Annotated in this window: 15 protein-coding genes and 1 pseudogene; 15 read left to right on the top strand and 1 reads right to left on the bottom strand. The window is 66.2% G+C overall.

Features of this window, described 5'->3' with window-relative positions:
* Positions 1 to 10: 10 nt before the first annotated feature.
* The 5 genes from ROV95_RS13980 to ROV95_RS13960 all read left to right on the top strand — a co-directional run bounded on the left by ROV95_RS13980 (position 11) and on the right by ROV95_RS13960 (position 7,214).
* The gene (locus tag ROV95_RS13980; RefSeq protein WP_312544924.1) at positions 11 to 2,371 is read left to right on the top strand and encodes a DNA translocase FtsK 4TM domain-containing protein; all 2,361 of its coding nucleotides are present in this window, start codon (positions 11 to 13) and stop codon (positions 2,369 to 2,371) included.
* 39 nt (positions 2,372 to 2,410) lie between these two features.
* Positions 2,411 to 4,354, top strand: coding sequence for a DUF3857 domain-containing protein (locus ROV95_RS13975; protein WP_312544923.1), 1,944 nt, complete (start codon positions 2,411 to 2,413; stop codon positions 4,352 to 4,354).
* Positions 4,355 to 4,465: 111 nt separating this feature from the next.
* The gene (gene lolA / locus ROV95_RS13970) at positions 4,466 to 5,104 is read left to right on the top strand and encodes an outer membrane lipoprotein chaperone LolA (protein ID WP_312544922.1); all 639 of its coding nucleotides are present in this window, start codon (positions 4,466 to 4,468) and stop codon (positions 5,102 to 5,104) included.
* A 272-nt stretch (positions 5,105 to 5,376) separates the two neighbouring features.
* Positions 5,377 to 6,654 carry a replication-associated recombination protein A gene (locus ROV95_RS13965; protein ID WP_227844942.1) on the top strand — a complete coding sequence of 426 codons (1,278 nt, stop codon included), beginning with the start codon at positions 5,377 to 5,379 and terminating at the stop codon, positions 6,652 to 6,654.
* A 188-nt stretch (positions 6,655 to 6,842) separates the two neighbouring features.
* Positions 6,843 to 7,214: a DUF805 domain-containing protein gene (locus tag ROV95_RS13960; RefSeq protein ID WP_312544920.1), complete on the top strand. Its 372-nt coding sequence runs from the start codon at positions 6,843 to 6,845 to the stop codon at positions 7,212 to 7,214.
* A 73-nt stretch (positions 7,215 to 7,287) separates the two neighbouring features.
* Here the strand turns inward: ROV95_RS13960 and ROV95_RS13955 are convergent, their stop codons facing one another.
* Positions 7,288 to 7,662 (bottom strand): hypothetical protein, encoded by a 375-nt coding sequence (locus ROV95_RS13955; protein WP_021201787.1) that lies wholly within the window; start codon positions 7,660 to 7,662, stop codon positions 7,288 to 7,290.
* 321 nt (positions 7,663 to 7,983) lie between these two features.
* Here ROV95_RS13955 and ROV95_RS13950 point away from each other — a divergent pair, with 321 nt between their 5' ends.
* From ROV95_RS13950 to fusA, 10 genes and pseudogenes are all read left to right on the top strand, one after another.
* A complete protein-coding gene (locus tag ROV95_RS13950) occupies positions 7,984 to 9,012 on the top strand; it encodes an alpha/beta hydrolase-fold protein (RefSeq protein ID WP_312544918.1) in 1,029 nt (342 codons plus the stop codon).
* Positions 9,013 to 9,134: 122 nt separating this feature from the next.
* Positions 9,135 to 10,511, top strand: a complete 1,377-nt coding sequence (locus tag ROV95_RS13945) for an ATP-binding protein (RefSeq protein ID WP_312544917.1) — start codon at positions 9,135 to 9,137, stop codon at positions 10,509 to 10,511.
* Positions 10,512 to 10,562: 51 nt separating this feature from the next.
* Positions 10,563 to 11,609, top strand: a complete 1,047-nt coding sequence (locus ROV95_RS13940; protein WP_312544916.1) for an ABC transporter substrate-binding protein — start codon at positions 10,563 to 10,565, stop codon at positions 11,607 to 11,609.
* Complete coding sequence (locus ROV95_RS13935; protein WP_111098315.1) at positions 11,606 to 12,649, top strand: iron ABC transporter permease; 1,044 nt, start codon at positions 11,606 to 11,608, stop codon at positions 12,647 to 12,649. Before ROV95_RS13940 ends, ROV95_RS13935 begins: the two co-directional genes overlap by 4 nt.
* Positions 12,646 to 13,407: a heme ABC transporter ATP-binding protein gene (locus tag ROV95_RS13930; protein ID WP_312544915.1), complete on the top strand. Its 762-nt coding sequence runs from the start codon at positions 12,646 to 12,648 to the stop codon at positions 13,405 to 13,407. The genes ROV95_RS13935 and ROV95_RS13930 overlap by 4 nt, the downstream gene beginning before the upstream one ends.
* A gap of 222 nt (positions 13,408 to 13,629) precedes the next feature.
* A complete protein-coding gene (locus ROV95_RS13925) occupies positions 13,630 to 13,806 on the top strand; it encodes a hypothetical protein (RefSeq protein ID WP_312544914.1) in 177 nt (58 codons plus the stop codon).
* Positions 13,807 to 14,085: 279 nt separating this feature from the next.
* A pseudogene (locus ROV95_RS13920) lies at positions 14,086 to 14,247 on the top strand (hemin ABC transporter ATP-binding protein); the annotation flags it as partial.
* 214 nt (positions 14,248 to 14,461) lie between these two features.
* Entirely contained in the window at positions 14,462 to 14,995 is a 534-nt protein-coding gene (locus ROV95_RS13915) for a hypothetical protein (protein WP_312544913.1), read from the top strand.
* 74 nt (positions 14,996 to 15,069) lie between these two features.
* Positions 15,070 to 15,819 (top strand): hypothetical protein, encoded by a 750-nt coding sequence (locus tag ROV95_RS13910; protein WP_312544912.1) that lies wholly within the window; start codon positions 15,070 to 15,072, stop codon positions 15,817 to 15,819.
* Between the two features lie 457 nt (positions 15,820 to 16,276).
* Positions 16,277 to 18,310: an elongation factor G gene (gene fusA / locus ROV95_RS13905; protein ID WP_111098313.1), complete on the top strand. Its 2,034-nt coding sequence runs from the start codon at positions 16,277 to 16,279 to the stop codon at positions 18,308 to 18,310.
* The last annotated feature ends 48 nt before the right edge of the window (positions 18,311 to 18,358 follow it).

The raw sequence follows: 18,358 nt of genomic DNA, 5'->3' as shown, positions 1-18,358 counted from the left end.
ATGGTCTAAGGTGGCGAAGCAGGTCCCCGAACGCTCCAAGTCCGACGACAGCAAGGCGTCACGTCGCACGGCCGCGGCGGCGACGACCGACAATCCACGCTGCCAGCGCCTCTGGCGCGACCTGGGCCTGATCGCCATCGCGCCGGCCCTGCTGTATCTGGCGGCCAGTCTTTTCACCTATTCAGCGACTGATCCGGGCTGGTCGCATACCGGCAGCGTCGTCGCGCCAGTGCACAACCTGGGTGGCCGTGCCGGGGCTTGGATCGCCGACGTGCTGCTGCAGCTGTTCGGCTACATCGCCTTCCTGCTGCCGGTGGTGCTCGGCGCGCTGGCGTGGATCGCCATGTTCGGCCTCAAGCGCGAGAGCAAGGGCGAGAACGACCTGGATCCGGCGCTGCGCCTGGTCGGTCTGGTCGGTTTCCTGATCGCCGGCACTGGCTTCCTGCATGTGCGCCTGTTCAGTGGCGATGTCGCCAGTGCCGGCGGCATCCTCGGCAAGCTGGTCGGCAATTCGCTCACGGTGGGCTTCGGCGCGCTGGGGGCGAACCTGTTCGTGCTGGTGCTGCTGCTGGCCTCGATCACCCTGGCCACCGGGCTGTCCTGGTTCACGGTGATGGAGAAGATCGGCCGCGGCGTGATGTCGCTGGCGCCGTTGCTGGAACGCAAGAAGGAAGAAGTCACCGAGTGGAAGCAGACCCGGGTGATGCGCGAGGAACGCCAGGAAGTACGCAAGGCCGACGCCGAGGTGCGCGCCAAGCGCGAGCCGGTGAAGATCGAGCCGCGGCCGGAGCCGGTGATCGAGAAGAGTGATCGGGCCAAGCGCGATACCCAGATTCCGATGTTCCGCGGCGTCAACGGTGATGGCTCGGACCTGCCGCCGCTGGCGCTGCTGGATGATCCCAAGCCGCAGCCCAAGGGCTACGACGAAGAGACGCTGGAGACCCTGTCGCGGCAGATCGAGTTCAAGCTGAAGGACTTCCGCATCGATGCGCAGGTGGTCGGCGCCAATCCCGGCCCGGTCATCACCCGCTTCGAGATCGAGCCAGCACCGGGTATCAAGGTCAGCCAGATCAGTTCGCTGGACAAGGACATCGCGCGTGGCCTGTCGGTGAAGTCGGTGCGCGTGGTCGATGTCATTCCGGGCAAGTCGGTGATCGGCCTGGAAATCCCCAACGTCACCCGCGAGATGATCTTCCTGTCCGAGCTGCTGCGCTCGAAGGAATATGACAAGTCGGCCAGCGTACTGACCCTGGCGCTGGGCAAGGACATCGCCGGTCGCCCGACCGTGGCCGACCTGGCACGCATGCCGCATCTGCTGGTGGCCGGTACCACCGGTTCGGGCAAGTCGGTGGCGGTCAATGCGATGGTGCTGAGCCTGTTGTTCAAGGCCTCGCCGAAAGACCTGCGGATGCTGATGATCGACCCGAAGATGCTCGAACTGAGCGTCTACCAGGGCATCCCGCACCTGCTGGCGCCGGTGGTCACCGACATGAAGGAGGCCGCCAACGGCCTGCGCTGGTGCGTGGCCGAGATGGAGCGCCGCTACAAGCTGATGAGCGCGGTGGGCGTGCGCAACCTGGCCGGCTTCAACAAGAAGGTGAAGGAAGCCCAGGACGCCGGCCAGCCGCTGATGGACCCGCTGTTCAAGCCGAACCCCGAGCTGGGCGAGGCGCCGCGCCCGCTGGAGACGCTGCCGTTCATCGTCATCTTCATCGACGAATTCGCCGACATGATGATGATCGTCGGCAAGAAGGTGGAAGAGCTGATCGCGCGCCTGGCACAGAAGGCGCGTGCGGCCGGCATCCACCTGATCCTGGCCACGCAGCGCCCGTCGGTGGACGTGATCACCGGCCTGATCAAGGCCAACATCCCGACCCGTATCGCCTTCCAGGTCAGCTCCAAGATCGACTCGCGCACCATCCTCGACCAGTCCGGCGCGGAAACACTGCTGGGCCACGGCGACATGCTGTACCTGCCGCCGGGCACCGCGCTGCCCGAGCGCGTGCATGGTGCGTTCGTGTCCGATGACGAAGTGCACCGCGTGGTCGAGCACCTCAAGGCGATGGGCCCGGCCGACTATGTCGACGGCGTGCTGGACGAGGTGCAGACGATGGGCGACGGCGTGGTCGTAGGTGCCACCGGCCTGCCCGAGACCAGTGCGGCCGGCGACGAGTCCGACCCGTTGTATGACGAAGCACTGCGGGTGGTCACCGAGACCCGCCGTGCCTCGATTTCCGGCGTGCAGCGCCGGCTGAAGATCGGCTACAACCGTGCAGCGCGACTGATCGAGGCCATGGAAGCGGCCGGCGTGGTCAGCCCGCCCGAGCACAACGGCGACCGCACGGTGCTGGCACCGCCGCCGCCGAAGTAAGACCCGACGTATCCCCCACGACGTCCAAGGAACCGACGCATGCTTCACCCCGTACCAAGCGCGCTGGCGCTGGCGCTGGCAGCCTTCCTGGCTGCTGGCCCGGCACTGGCAGAAACCGCCACCTCCGCGCCCGCCACGGCGCCGCCTTCCACCAGCGGCGATACCGAAGCCAGCAATAATTTCAGCATTGTCCGTTACCGCGCCGACTACCAGGTCCGGCCGGACGCGGGCAATGTGCAGACCGAAACCTACGAAGTCCTTCTCAAGACCAAGGCCTCCGTCGAGCAGTTCAGCCAGGTGCGGCTGAGCTACAGCGAAAAGATGGAGACGCTGGAAGTGCTCGGTGCCTACACCATCACCGCCGATGGCCAGCGCCGCGACGTGCCGGCCGACCGCATCTACACGCAGGAGAGCTACTCCAGCGCCTCGGCGGCGATGTATGCCGACCGCAAGGTGCGGGTGATCGTGTTCCCGAACCTGGCCCCGGGCACGCGCCTGTACTACCAGGTGCGCCGCACCCAGGCCACGCCGTACTTCCCGGGCTATTTCGGCCTGTGGGAGACCTTCAACGTCTTCACCGAGTACGAGGACGCCGAGGTCACCCTGAGTGCGCCGGCCAACCTGCCGATGTTCGTCGACAGCCGCGGCGTGCAGGGCAGTGACCGGCCGACGGTGAAGAACGGCCAGGCGCAATGGCGCTGGCGCTACCAGCGTCGTGAGGCGATGCCGGCGCAGAACTGGTCGGCGGCGGGCTGGGAGTTCGGCCCGAACATCATGGCCAGCACGTATCGTGACTGGTCGCAGATGGGGCGCGCCTACCAGCTCAAGGCGGGCCCGGCGGCCGAGGTGACCCCGGCGCTGCAGGCGCTGGCTGATGAAATCACCGCCGGCATCAGTGACCGCCGCGAGCAGGCTGATGCGCTGTATCGCTGGGTCGCGCAGAACATCCGCTATGTGGCGGTGTACCTGGGCAACGGCGGCCTGGAGCCGAACAGCGCGCAGAGCATCCTCGACAACCACTACGGCGACTGCAAGGACCATGTGACGATCCTGGAGGCGCTGCTGGCGGCCAAGGGCATCGCCAGCTCGCCGGTGCTGATCGGTGCGGGCGGTGGCCCGACGCTGCCGAAGATTCCGGTGCTGGGCCGCTTCAACCACGCCATCACCTACATTCCCGAATTCGATCTGTACCTGGATTCGACCACCGCGTGGGCGCGCTTCGGTCAGCTGCCAGAGGGTGACCTGGGTGCACCGGTGATGCGTACCCGTGACGCCACGCTGGCGCGCACCCCGGCCAACACGCCGGAGCGTAACGCCACCTCAATGGAAGTGCGTTTCACCTTCGACGCCAACGGCAACCTGCGCGGCGAGACGATTCCGAAGCTGGGCGAGAACGCCGAGATCGGCATGCGCGCCCAGTTCTCCCAGCTCAACGCGCAGAACCGTGCGCGCGCCGAGGAGCAGATCATGGCCGCGTCCGGTTTCGACGGGCGAGGGCAGCTGCAGATCCAGGGCGTGCCGGTCGACCTGACCCGGCCCTTCGGCTATCGCATGGCGTTCCAGGCCGAGGACTACGCCGACTTCAGCGTGGCCGGCGGCATGGCCGTGCCGGACCCGCCGGGTGGCGAGTCGGTGCGTGGCCTGTACGCCACCGCTTCTGCGCCGGCCAACGAGACGCCGTTCTACTGCAATGCCAGCCTGCGCGAGGAAACCTATCGCCTGCAGTTCCCGGCCAACGCGCCGATCATCGCCATCCCGGCCAGCCAGCGATTCGCCAACGCCGCCGGCGAGTACCGCGTGGACTGGAGCCGCGAAGGGCAGGAGGTGATCGTGCACCACCGGTTGCAGCAGAATGCGGTGCGCGGCCCGGAGGCATTGTGCCAGCCGCAGGATTATCCGGCGTTCCGCGCGCTGTATCGCGAAGTGCGGCGCGGCTTCCGTGGGCAGGTGCTGTACGGCAAGCTGCCCGGCTCGGGCGGCTGAATCGCCGATGCACGTTCAGGGCGGCATAATGTCGCCCTGATCGCCCATTCATCTTTTCCCGGGCACACTTGCAACCACCTTTCCTGGCGCCCGCGCCCACAGGATTTCCGCATGAACTTCCGCTTCCGCCGTTTTCTTGCCACCACCGCCCTGGCCGTAGCCTGCGCCGCCGCCGGCAGCGCCTGGGCCGGTGCCCGCGACGACCTGAAGACCTTCACCAGCGGCCTGAAGGGCTTGGATGGCCAGTTCAGCCAGCAGGTGTTTGACAGCCGTGGCAAGGTTAAGGAATCGACCAGCGGCCGCGTGGCCCTGTCGGCGCCGCGCCTGTTCCGCTGGGAGTACGTGCGCCCGCACGAACAGCTGATCGTGGCTGATGGCAAGAAGGTCTGGATGTACGAGCCGGACCTGGAGCAGGCCACCGTGCGCGAGCAGGGCAAGGAAGAACAGAACAGCCCGCTGACCGCGCTGATCAACCCGGCGCTGCTGGAACAGCAGTACGACGTCAGCGAAGAGGCCGCGCAGCGCGACGGCCTGCAGTGGCTGTCGCTGTCGCCAAAGCGCGAGACCGAAGCCAGCTTCCAGTACGCCGCGCTGGGCTTCAACGCCCAGGGCCTGGCCAAGATGGAGATCACCGACGCTGTCGGCCAGCGGACCGTGATCAGCTTCAGCGGCTGGAAGCGCAACCCGGGCTTCGCGGCCGGCACCTTCAGCTTTACGCCGCCGAAGGGCACCGACGTTATCGGTAATTGATGGCGGTCGCCGGGCATGGCCCGGCGCTACCTGCTCTGGTGGGTGCTAACCGGCACCACCTTGGTGGGTGTCAACCTTGGTTGACACGCTGTTGATCTGCCGGCCAGCGGCCGGCACTACCGGACATCGCGTCCCGCCCGCCGGGCACGGCCCGGCGCTACCTTTGGGCGGCGCGGTACAATGAGCGGGTGGCAAGACATCGTTCAACTTCCTTCCCCGGCCCCGATCTGCTGAGTGTTGATCGGGAACATCTGCGCCCGCTGGCCGAGCGCATGCGCCCGCGCACCCTGGACGAAATGGTCGGGCAGAAGCGCCTGCTGGCGCCGGAGAGCGCACTGCGCCGTGCAGTCGAATCCGGTCGCGTGCATTCGATGATCCTGTGGGGGCCGCCGGGCTGCGGCAAGACCACGCTGGCGCTGCTGCTGGCCGAGTACTCCGACGCTGAATTCCGTGCCATCTCGGCCGTGCTGTCCGGTCTGCCGGAAGTGCGCCAGGTGCTGGCCGAGGCCGCGCAGCGCTTTGCCGAAGGCCGGCGCACCGTGCTGTTCGTGGATGAGGTGCACCGCTTCAACAAGGCGCAGCAGGATGCGTTCCTGCCACACATCGAGCGCGGCACCATCCTGTTCGTCGGTGCCACCACCGAGAATCCATCGTTCGAGCTGAATTCGGCGCTGCTGTCGCGTTGCCGCGTGCACGTGCTGGAAGCGGTATCGCCAACCGATATCGTCGAAGCGCTGGAACGCGCGCTGGGCGACCGCGAACGCGGTCTGGGCGAGGAGGGTATCGAGGTTGCGCCCGAGCTGCTGCTGGAAATCGCCACTGCCGCTGATGGTGACGTGCGCCGCGCACTGACGCTTCTTGAAATAGCCGCCGAGCTGGCGGGCGGGGAGGGTGGTCGCATCACCCCGCAGACCCTGACCCAGGTGCTGGCCGACCGTACCCGCCGCTTCGACAAGGGCGGCGAGCAGTTCTACGACCAGATTTCGGCGCTGCACAAGTCCGTGCGCAGCTCCAACCCCGATGCTGCGCTGTACTGGCTGACCCGCATGCTGGACGGCGGTTGCGATCCGTCCTATCTCGCGCGCCGGCTGACCCGCATGGCCATCGAGGACATCGGCTTGGCCGATCCGCGCGCGCAGAGCATGGCGCTGGAAGCCTGGGACATCTACGAGCGGCTCGGTAGCCCGGAAGGCGAGCTCGCGTTTGCCCAGCTGGTGCTGTACCTGGCCAGCACCGCCAAGTCGAACGCCGGCTACGCTGCGTTCAACCAGGCCAAGGCCGACGTGCGCCAGAGCGGTACCGAAGAAGTGCCTCTGCACCTGCGCAATGCGCCGACCAAGCTGATGAAGGAACTGGGCTACGGCGCCGAATACCAGTACGACCACGATGCCGAAGGAGGCATCGCGCTGGACCAGACCGGTTTTCCGGACGCGATGGGCGAACGGGTGTACTACAACCCGGTGCCGCGCGGCCTGGAGATCAAGCTGAAGGAAAAGCTGGATCGGCTGCGCGCCGAGCGCGAGGCGGCGCGGGCCGCGAAGGGCCGTTGAGCTGGCTTATGTAGGATCGAGCGATGCTCGACTCCACTCTGGACCGAGCCAGCAGCACCTGCGGAAACAGGAGCCGAGCATGGCTCGGCTCTACAGGGGTAATGGCGGTCGAGTGTGGTTCGTCATCACATTGTCCTGCGGGCGTTCCTTTGGCAGACTGCGCGGCTACTTTTTCAAGGATCGATGCCGTGCAGGAAATGATTCTGCCGTTGAAGCGTTATGCCCAGTTCGAGGGCCGTGCCAACCGTCGCGAGTACTGGATGTTCCAGCTGTTCCTGTTGATCGTCTCGACCGTCCTGATGGTGCCGCTCATCGCCGGGCTGGTGATGCAGTCCGACATACTGGGCATCGCTTCTATCATCCTGTTCGTCGTGTTCTGGCTGGCCACGTTCGTGCCGGTCATCGCCGTCACCGTGCGCCGCCTGCACGACTGCAACCAGTCGGGCTGGATGTACCTGCTGGCCTTTGTTCCGTTCGGTGGTCTGGTGATCCTCGTGTTCGCGCTGCTGCCGGGTACACCGCAGCAGAACGTCTACGGCCCGGTGCCTGCGGGGCCGTGAGACTGCGTGAGTCGAGCATGGCTCGACTTCTACAGGGCGGGAAAACGAAGCCGGCGTTTCGCCGGCTTCTTTCTTACTTGATGCTGCAATCGCCGAAGGACAGGTAATCCGTTCCCGAGCTGAACTGCAGTGTGCAGCTGGCGGTGAAGGTCGCGCCTTCTTCCAGCGCGCCCAGCTTGGCCGCCTGCTGCTCATCGTCGCTGGTCAGCCGGGCCAGGACATTGCCCTGGTCATCGCCGGCCTCGATCAGCGGTTCGCCCGCCAGGTTGCTGGAAACGCTCAGTGCCACGGCAGTGAATGTCACCGTCTGGTTGAGTTCGTCCATGCCCAGTGAAGAATTGCCGGCTTCTTCAAAGGCTTGGTAGAGCGTTGGCAGGTCCTGTGCGGCATGGGCGGCCAGCGGTGCAAGCAGGCCGAGGGAAAGGGCGATCAGGGCGGTGCGCTTCAAGATGTTCTCGCAGTCACGGGATCCATTCCCGTGGGTGGTGGTGAGCAGATCCACGCCATGCGTGGATGGGTTTGGCAAGGGACAGGGCGCGGCCGATGGCTCGATTGCCCATCCATCCGCAGCCCTGCGAGGGAAGGGCGCTCCTGCGCCCCGCTGCCCGGCAAAATAGTGGATTCGGTGTTTCCGGCGCAACCGGGAAAATGAACGCATCGCGCGCGTGATACACAGTGTGACATTTGATCGATGTGATAATCATTCGCGTTTAAGGTAGACTGCGGTCCCCTGTGAACCGGCGGCCATCGGCCGCTCGTGCCGCCGCTGATGAAGCATTTCGTCCCTCCTTTGCGCCGTGGTCCACTGGCCCGCGGCATGGCCGCCTTGATGATGGGTCTGCTCCTGGCCACCCCGTACGCCCATGCGCAGCAGCGCAATCCGCTGCAGAAGATCGGCCACACCGTGCTCGACGAGCCGGCGGCCAGCTATCGCTTCGAGCATTTCGTGTTGGACAGCCCGGACCAGCAGCGCCGTTGGCGGGTGAACCTGGCGATCCCGGTCAAGGCCAGCAAGGTGCCCTCTCCGGTGCTGTACGCGCTGGACGGCAACGCCGTCGCCATGGTCCTGGACCAGCCGCTGCTGGCCGAACTGGCCGCGCGCAATGTGCCGCCGGTGCTGGTGCTGATCGGCTACGACAACGACCTGCGCATCGATTCCAGGGCGCGCACCCGCGACTACACCGCGTGGATCGACCGTGCCGATGACGAGAGCGGTACGACCCAGGCAGTTGGCGGTGGTGCTGCGGTTTTCCTGGATGTGATCGAACGCCGCATCAAGCCGGAAGTCGAGCGACGCGCACGCATCGATACGCAGCAGCAAGCACTGTGGGGGCACTCGTTGGGCGGGCTGTTCGTGCTCAATGCGCTCTACACCCGCCCCGCCGCCTTCCAGTCCTATCTGGCGGCCAGTCCCTCGCTGTGGTGGAGCCAGGGCGCGGCGCTGGGTGATCCGGAACAGCAGTTCGTGCAGAACGTGCACGGCCAGCAGGCCAGCCTGTGGCTGATGCTGGGCGGCGCCGAGCGCGTCGGCGATCGCGGCAAGCGTGACCTGACCAATCCGCGCGTGGTGGCGCACCTGCGCCGTATCGGTGGCGCCACGCCGGACGCGGCAATGCAGTTGGCCGAACGCTTGGGCAAAGTGCCGGGCCTGAGTGTGCGCTACCGGGAATTTCCTGGCCTGGGCCATGGCCCGATGCTGCCCGCCTCGTTCCACGCGGCGCTGCACGAGCTGTACGGCGTGACCGACCGTAGTACCAGCGATGGCGCGCCCAGTGGCGGGGACAACGCCGCCGAATGAATGCCTTCGCACGCGATGCCGTGCGACCCCACTACCCAGGCGAGGCTGCCGGCGTGCAGCGGCCCAGGCAACCGATGACTCCCGCGCCGCGTGGCGCGGCCTACGTGTGCAAGGAGCCTTCCATGTCGTTCCGTCCGTCTTTCCGTCTCACCTCTCTCGCCGCCGGCCTTTTGCTGGCGGTGACCGCCACCGCGCAGCCGGTGTTCGACCAGCCGGCCAACGCCACCTTCAAGGGTGAAGTCGTCTCACGCGGTGAGAACGTGGTTCCCGGCAGCACTGCCGACGTGGTCGGCCGTGGGTTCTTGCCGGGCCAGAAGGTCAGCCTGCTGCGCGGTGACAGCGTGCTCAACGCGCAGCCGCTGGTGGTCGATGCTGATGGCAACTTCAAGACCCAGTTGAGCATTCCGGCCGACGCGGTGCCGGGCACTCATCCGGTGGTGGTGCGCGCCAGCCAACCGGCTGCGGCCACCGTGCTGAAGCTGCGCGTCTCGCCGCAGCTGCCGCTGTCCGGCCAGGCGCAGTTCGCCACCCAGTCCAACAAGCTGGTGCCGGGCCTGTACCAGTCCGCCTACAGCGCCGCCAGCAACGCGGTGTTCGTGACCTCGGCGGTGGGTCGCCCGCCGGTGACCCAGTCGCAGCTGCTGAAGCTGGACCCGAAGTCGCTGAAGGTGACCAAGGCGATCACCCCGGCGCAGGTGCCGGGCAGCACCAATGGTGCGGTGTATGCGGTCTACGGCGTGGGCGTGGATGACACCAACGGCAATGTGTGGGTGACCAATACCCGCCAGAACTCGATCGCGGTCTACCGCCAGAAGGACCTGTCGCTGGTCCACCAGTTCCCGGCCGACACTGTGCCGCACGCGCGCGACGTGGTGGTCGATGGCACCCGCGGCAAGGTGTTCGCCTCGGCGACGGGCGAGGACCACCTGTCGGTGTTCGACGCCAGGACCTTCAAGGAGCTGCCGGCAGTGACGCTGGAAGCCGGCGTGGACGACGGCACGTTCACCCCGATGAGCCTGGTGCTGGACGAGAAGGGCGGCAAGCTGTTCACCGTCAGCATCGGCACCCCGGAAGCGGCGGTGATCGATGTGGCCAGCGGCAAGGTCGAGAAGGTCATCGATCTGGGCAATTCGATCAGTGCCTCGGGCGTGGCCTTGGATGCGGCACGCAACCGCCTGTACGTCGCCTCGCAGGGCACCGACAACCTGCTGATCGTCGACGTGGCAGCCGGCAAGGTGCTGCATGACGTGCCGGTCGGCGCCGGCGCGCTGAACGTCGCCTTCGATGATGCCTCCGGCCTGGCCTATGTCAGCAACCGTGGCGCTGGCACGGTCACCGTGGTGAATGGTGACGGCAAGGTGGTCGCCAATCTTGATGGCGGCACGCTGCCGAACCACGTCCGCGCCGATGGCAAGGGCAACGTGTTCGCGGTGAACAAGTCGCGCGGCGCTGAGGACCCGAAGGGTGACCGCATCACCCGCATCACCCCGAAGCAGTAAGTCACAAGGTGGGGCGGCGTGCGCGCCGCCCTGCCAGCAAGGAGAACGAGCATGAACATCGCGTCCCGTCTGCGCCTGTGTGCGCTTCCGTTGGCTGTTTCGCTGGTACTGGCCGCCTGTGGCGGCGCGTCGACACCGCCTGATGGCCAGAAGGCCGCCGAGCCGCCCGCCGCACCGGCCGCTGCCGAAACCGCGTTGCCGGCAGGCTGGCAGCGCGTGGCCGGTGCCGAGCTGCCGGCCGTGCATGACCAGAAGGCGGTGCTGCCGGCCAAGGTGCATTCCGATGACGGCGCCGATATCGAGGTGACCGATACCAGCCGGATCATTGCCGGTGGCGACGACGTCATCGCGGTGATCGAAGCACTGGGGCTGGGCACGCAGGTATTCGCCGCGCCGACCAACACCACCACCCAGGCCGGCCTGGCCGCGCCGCACCAGTTCCTGTTCAACCGCACCACCGGCGTGGAGGGCGTGCTGAGCCTGCAGGGCTCGCTGTTCCTCGGCAACAGCCTGCGCCGCCACACCGAGCTGGCCAAAAAGCTGCGCGAAGTCGGTGAGCCGGCGGTGGTCATCGATGATCTGCAGCCGGCCCCGGACAAGGTGCGCAAGGTCGCCGCCGCACTAGGGCTGGCCGAAGCGGGGCAAACATTGGCCACGCAGGTGCAGCGCCAGCTCGACGAGGCTGCAGCGATTGGCAAGGGCCTGGGCCATGCGCCACGACTGATCCACGTATCGGCCACCGGCGCTGGCGGCTCGCCCACTGTTGCCGGTGCCGACAGCGCGTCAGCGCAGCTGATCGCGCTGGCCGGCGGCATCAACATTGGCACCGAGGCTGGGGTGAAGAACTACTCGCAGCTGAGCAACGAGGGGGTGGTCGCCGCGGCACCGGAGGTGATCCTGGTGACCGAGCATGACCTGCGGCTGTTCGGCGGTGCCGAAGGCCTGTGGAAGGCGTACCCGACGCTGAAGCAGACGCCGGCCGGGCAGGCCAATCGGGTCTGGGTGATGCCGGATGTGCAGCTGAAGTACGCCAGTGTCGGTTCCGGTGCTGGCGCGCTGGCGCTGGCCAAGGCCCTGGCGGCGTTGCCGAAGGCATGAGTCCGGCGGATCGGCGCCGCCGTCGCGGGCGGACGATGTTGCTGGTGGCGTTGCTGGCACTGCTGGGGGCAGTGCTGGCGTCGTTCGCCGTGGGCCCGCTGCGGCTGCCGCCGCTGGAGGTGATGCAGGCGCTGGCGGTGAAGCTGGGCCTGCTGGATCCGCAGGCAGTCAGTAGCCGCGATCTGGCCGTGGTCTGGCAACTGCGCATTCCGCGTGCCCTGCTGGGTGCGATGGTGGGCGCGTCTTTGGCGATGGCCGGTGCCAGCCTGCAGGGCCTGTTCGGTAACCCGCTGGCCGACCCCGGCATCGTCGGTGTCAGCCAGGGTGCTGCACTGGGTGCGGTGGCCGCCATCGTGCTGGGCGCCGCCGGTGCGGCGGGCTGGCTGGTGCCTGTGGCCGCGTTCGTCGGCGGTGCGCTGGCGATCGGCCTGACGTATGCGTTGGCACGGCCCGGCAAAGGCGCGGGTAACGCCACGCTGCTGCTGGTCGGTATCGCGATGGCCGCGTTCTGCTCGGCGCTGATTGGTTTCCTCACTTACATCGCCAGCGAAAGCGAACTGCAGTCGCTGGTGTTCTGGCAGATGGGCTCGCTGGCGCGCGCCAACTGGGCCGATGTGGCGGCGGTGGTGCCGCTGTTTGCCATCGGCGTGTTCGCGTTGCAGCGGTTGGCCACGCCGCTGGACATGCTGGCGCTGGGCGAGCGCCAGGCACAGCATCTCGGGCTGGATGTCACCCGCACGCGACGTCGCCTGGTGGCGTTCAGTGCGCTGCTGGTGGGCGCGGCGGTGGCGTTTGCCGGTTCGATCAGTTTCGTTGGCCTGGTAGTGCCGCACGTGGCGCGCCTGTTGGTCGGTCCCGGGCATCGCTGGCTGCTGCCGTTGTCCGGCCTGCTCGGTGCGCTGCTGATCGTGGTGGCCGACACCGCGGCCCGCACGCTCGATCCGCCGGCGGAGATTCCGCTGGGCTTGTTCTCGGCCGCGCTGGGCGCGCCGTTCTTCCTCTGGCTGGTGCTGCAGCAGCGCCGCAAGGCGGCCCCATGAGCGCGTTGCTGAAGCTGCACGAGGTGGTGGTGCGTCGCCAGCAGCGCGAGATCCTGCATGGCATCTCGCTGGCGTTCGAGCCGGGTACGGTGACCGCGCTGGTTGGCCCGAACGGCGCAGGCAAGTCCACGTTGCTGGCGGTAGCGGCCGGCGACCTGCGCGCCGATGCGGGCGAGGTGAGCCTGTTGGGCAAACCGCTGGCCAGCTACAAGGCCGGGCCGCTGGCGCGCGAGCGCGCGGTAATGCCGCAGGAGCATGGCGTGCGCTTTGCCTTCAGCGTGGAAGAAGTGGTGGCGATGGGACGGTTGCCGCATCCGCCGGACCCGGTCACGGACGATGCCCGGGTGGAAGCGGCCATCGATGCCGCCGAACTGCAGGCGCTGCGCCTGCGCGAGGTGCAGCAGCTCTCCGGTGGCGAGTCCGCCCGGACCACGTTCGCGCGCGTGCTGGCGCAGGATACGCCGCTGCTGCTGCTCGATGAGCCGACCGCCGCGCTGGACCTGCGTCACCAGGAGCGCACATTGCGTAGCGTGCGTGCCTGCGCCGAGGCCGGTGCGTGCGTGATCGTGGTGCTGCACGATCTGAACCTGGCGGCTGGCTACGCCGATCGCGTCGTGCTGCTGGAACAGGGCAGCGTGGCGGCCGATGGTACGCCGCTGCAGGTGCTCACCGAAGACAACCTGCAGCGTGTCTACCAGCAGGATGTGGTGGTGCTGGAGCATCCGCGGCGCAGGGTGCCGCTGGTGGTGGTCACCTGATTCCAGGGTGGTGTCGTAAATAGCCGCGTCTTTCACGTCGTCCTGAGCGGCTTTCGGGTGATTCTCCGCCCCTGCCACAGGCGAAGCTGGGATGTTGGGCCTTGAGGTCGCAGGAGTTGCGCTGGCTGAGCCCCTCCTTCAGGTATGTGCGGTGGAAGTTGATTATTGCTTTGATGTTTCGGGCTGACTGACCATTGGGCGTTCCAGAGGGAGGAAGCCCATATGTTCACCTTCGGACGCGAGCATGAAATCAAATGCGCGATTCGCAGACACCGCAAGGAAGATGAACTCCAGATAGTGCTTGCCATCATCAATGCCATTCACGATTTCAAGGATGGCATCGTTCCTATCGAGAGCGCACTGAATGCGATTCGCAAGGGTCTTGTGGACGGCGCCTAGGGAACATGGGAGACATCTGGCAGTTGGCTTTGCAAGCTGAATGATGCGTATGCAGCTACAGAGAGTGTCTGGTTTGAACTGGCATCCCACCCGATGGCCAAAGTCAGATTCCGAGTGGCGTGCCACATGCTTTGGATCTCAGAGGGGCTTGCCACGAAGTTGTATCCGACACTCGCAAAGGATAGGAGCCGCCGCGTCAGGGAGCAGGCGCAGGGAAACTGGGACTACCTGCAGCACCCGGAAAAGTACGGAGGGAATTCATAGCCCCTATGTGGCTGAGGCTATGCCGACCGCATCGTGGTGCTGGAGCAGGGTAGGGGGGCGGCCGATGGCACGCCATTGCAGGTGCTGACCGAAGACGACCTGCAGCGCGTCTACCAGCGGGACGTGGTGGTGCCGGAGCACCCAAGGCGTGGGATGCCGCTGGTGGTGGTGACCTAGCCCGGGTCCGCCTGCTGAGGTGGAGGGCGCAGGTAGTCGCGCCTCTCATTTTTGACGCATATGGACCGGCGTTAGTGGCTTGCTGCTTTGGCAGCTAGATTGCGCCCGATGGGCGATGCTCCGGCGGGCCGCACATCGGCTTTACTTCTTGGATGCCCCGCCTCATTGATTGGCCTTCGCCGAAGGTTCGAGAGGGGTGCTGAGTGTGGCTGTGATGTTTAACGAAGTGTGGGGCGCGCAGGCGGCGGTACTCTGCGTGGCAATGGGGCTCTCATGTCCGGCTCAAGCGCAACAGGACGTATCGCCGACCCTGTCCCGCTTATTACAGTGCCAGCTGACTCACCAGGAGTTGGACAACTTCACTGATCGGATTGCAGCGGGCGACCTGACGGATTTCAGTCAGAGCAAGGAGCGTAATGGCGCGTCACTGATGCTCTGGGAGGCTCGGACTCCCGTCATGGCGTGGGGGGAATCCTCGACACTTGTGCATGTTTCGGGTGTTCAGGAGATGCTTCTTGCCATTCCGGTGCCCGTCGGAGAAGAGATGGTGCGAGGGAGATCCATTGCAAACCATATCGGGGGTATGTCATCGCGCTGGGATGCCGAGGCTATGGAAAGAGTGTATGGCTGGAAAGGACTCAATCTGTACAAAACGCTTCCTGGTGATCGACATGTGCGGATGATTGTTGATCTTTCCTATTCACCGGGATGGGTGACGGTAGGCTGCACCTACGGGGAAATGAGTTGATCAGGGCCGCACGGGCGCATCGTGCCTCGCTCGACATATCATGGTGCATCTGAATTTCTCAATGGACTGATGCAATGATCTGTAGCATTTCGCGCGGCACTCTGCTGGCCGTGTTGGTTGGCTTCGCAGGCGCTGCGACTGCGGCTTCCACCTCGCCGGTTTCGCTGACCGATGCAGCGGAGAATGCCTCGCTGATCGAGATCCGGCATTCCAGTGGCGAGGGCGCCGCTGTGACGTCGATGAAGACGCAGTACTTCGCCAACGAGGAAATGTCGGTGAGTTGGGACGACCAGCAGGTGCTGGTGCTGTGCAGGGAGACGGCGTATCTGAAGATTCCTGCGGCCAAGCTCAAGGCCGGAGCGTTGACCACCGGGCAGCGGCAGATGATCGTCTATCAGGCATTGATGTCCGGCCTGGCGGCTGTCGCGGGCGTTGTCGGGCCGGCAGGGGAGAGGGTGACCGTGGCGGATGACGGCAGCGAGACCCGCAGCGTTGGCGAAAATAGCTGGGCATATGGTGTTGAGCGATACGAAGTGATCACCCAGCGGCTGCCGGACGGTGCACTTCGGGTCCGGACCCGCAAGACGGAAACCGTGAATGCCACGCCTCCGGCGGGTCCGGACGACATGTTCAGCACCGAGGACGACCAGGCGGCGCGCTTGTCCGAACTGGCGCCGGTGGGCAGCTGGACCGAAGTGGTGGTCCACGGTGGCGCACGGCAGCCGCATGTGGATCCGGCGATGTCGCTGCAGGGCTGGATCTCGATGGGCGATGACCGGGCTGCGACGGTGGCCGAGGCGCGTAAGCTGCACGGCTGCAAGTAAAGGCCGCCAGGGGTCAGATTCCTTTGCCAGGGGCAAAGGGATCTGACCCCTATCGTTGCCGGCCTCATCGTTCCATTTATGTGCTCAATATTCACTTGCGCGCCAGATTGGCAGGTCTAGAATGCGCCCCATGAACCGGATGCCGCTCCTGAAGTTTTTCACCCTGACCCGCGCAAGCGCGGAACGGGCGTGTCTGCCTGGAGCCCCACGAGGCCGTTGAGACGGCCATCGCTGGACCTTCGACAGAGCGCCCTTCGGGGCGCTCTTTTCGTTTTTTGTTTTTTGTGAGTCGACTAACAGTCGACTCTACCCAGTCGACTCTACGTACTCGACGCTACCCAGTACTGCAAAGGAGAACGTGCCATGCACCAGATCGCCGAGACCGAACGCTAGCCGCGCACCCTGTCGCCAACCGGGGTGCGCGGCCCACGAAGTTGGCTTTGCAGGAACCTTTCCCATGAACACCCAAGTCCTTTCCCGCCGTCGCAACCTTGGCATCATTGCCCACATCGACGCCGGCAAAACCACGTTGACCGAACGCCTGCTGTGGAAAAGCGGCGAAATCCATCGCGTCGGCGAAGTGCACGACGGCAATGCGACCACCGATTTCTCTGCAATCGAGCGCGAACGGGGCATCACCATCGGCGCGGCCGCCGTGCAGGCGCAGTGGGCACCGCGTGACCTGCCGCCGCATCGGCTGACCCTGATCGATACCCCTGGCCACATCGACTTCGCCATCGAAGTCGAACGTTCGCTGCGCGTGCTCGACGGCGCCGTGGCCGTGTTCTCGGCCGTGGATGGCGTGCAGCCGCAGTCCGAGACGGTGTGGCGCCAGGCGCGCCGTCATCGCGTGCCGCTGATCGCCTTCGTCAACAAGATGGACCGCGTCGGCGCGTCGTTCGAGCGCGTACTGGAGCAGCTTCAGGACAAGCTTCAGGCGCGGCCGTGGGCGCTGGGCGTGCCGTTGGGCAGCGAGAGCGACTTCAACGGCTGGGTCGACCTGGTCGATGAGCGCGTGCTGCAGTGGCGCGACGGTGCGACGACCATCAGCCCGTGGGACGACGCGGCACGTATCCAGTGGCGAGCCCAGCGCGATGCTCTGGTCGAAGCCGTGGCCGATCATGACGAAGAACTGGCCGATGCCTGGCTGGAAGGTCGGGTGATCGATGCCGGGGCGCTGCGCGCGGCGATCCGCCGGGCGACGCTGGCGGGTGCGGGCGTGCCCGTGCTGGCCGGTGCTGCGTTCAAGGACAAGGGCATCGAGACGCTGCTGGATGCCGTGGTCGATTACCTGCCGTCGCCGCTGGATCGCCCTGCCGTCAGCGCCGAAAGCGATGAGGGCGAGGTGGTCTTGCCGCCGGATCCTGATGGCCCGCTGGCGGGGCTGCTGTTCAAGATTACCCACCAGCAGCACGGTGCACTCAGCTTCGTACGGCTGTACTCGGGCACCTTGAAGGTGGGCGACGCGGTGGCCAGTTCGCAGCATCCGCAGGGACGGCGGGTCAGTCGGCTGGTGCGGGTGCAGGCCGACCAGACCCACGACATTGAACAGGCCGTGGCCGGTGACATCGTCGCGGTGCTGGGCTGGAAGGATGCGGTCAGCGGTGAAACGCTGAGCGGCCGTGCGCTGCCGTTGCGCCTGGAGAACATACAGGCACAGGCGCCGGTGCTGGCCTGGCGGTTGGAACCGGCGCGTGCGGCCGACCTGATCCGGATGGCGCAGGGACTGGCGAGCCTGGCCCAGGAAGATCCGTCGTTCCGCGTTGAAACCGATCGCGATACGGCGGAGACCCTGGTCTGGGGTATGGGCGAGCTGCACCTGGAAGTGATGGTCGAGCGCCTGCGCAGCGAGTGGAACGTCGACGTGGGCGTAGGTGCGCCGCGCGTGGCCTACCAGGAGACGCCGATGCGCGCGATGACGGGTGTCGTTGGGCGGCTGGTCAAGCAGACCGGTGGCCAGGGCCAGTTCGCGCACGTGGTGCTGGACGTGGCGCCGCGTGAGGACGACCAGGTGGTGTTCAACGACCGCATCGTCGGTGGCGTGGTGCCGCGCAGCTTCATCGCGGCGGTGGAGAAGGGCGTGCGTGCCGCACTGTCGGAAGGGCCGCAGGGTCATCCGGTGGTCGGTATCGAGGTCAGTCTTGTCGATGGCCAGACCCATGCCAAGGACTCGTCGGAGATGGCGTTCCATCGCGCAGGCGCCGAGGCGATCAAGGCGGCGCTGGCCGAGGGTGGCACGCAGCTGCTGGAGCCGGTGATGGCGGTGACGGTGCATTCGCCGTCGACATCGGTGGGTGACGTGGTGGGCGACCTCAACCGGCGCCATGGCCGCATCGCCCGCATCGACGACCAGGACGGTCGGGCCGAGGTCAGTGGCTTTGCGCCGCTCGCGCAGCTGGTGGGGTACACCACTGCGCTGCGGTCGCTCAGCCAGGGACGGGCCAGCAGCGAAGCGCACCTGCACGGCTATGAACCGGTACGCGCTGCATGAGGAAGGCGAGGGGAGCCCGTTCGCGGGCTCCCACTTTTTTGTTCGGGT

Origin of the sequence: Stenotrophomonas maltophilia group sp. msm1 (assembly GCF_032025805.1) — a bacterium.
Classification (GTDB): domain Bacteria; phylum Pseudomonadota; class Gammaproteobacteria; order Xanthomonadales; family Xanthomonadaceae; genus Stenotrophomonas; species Stenotrophomonas hibiscicola.
The sequence above is the reverse complement of the archived record's forward strand: the minus strand, read 5'-3'. Positions and strand labels throughout refer to the sequence as shown.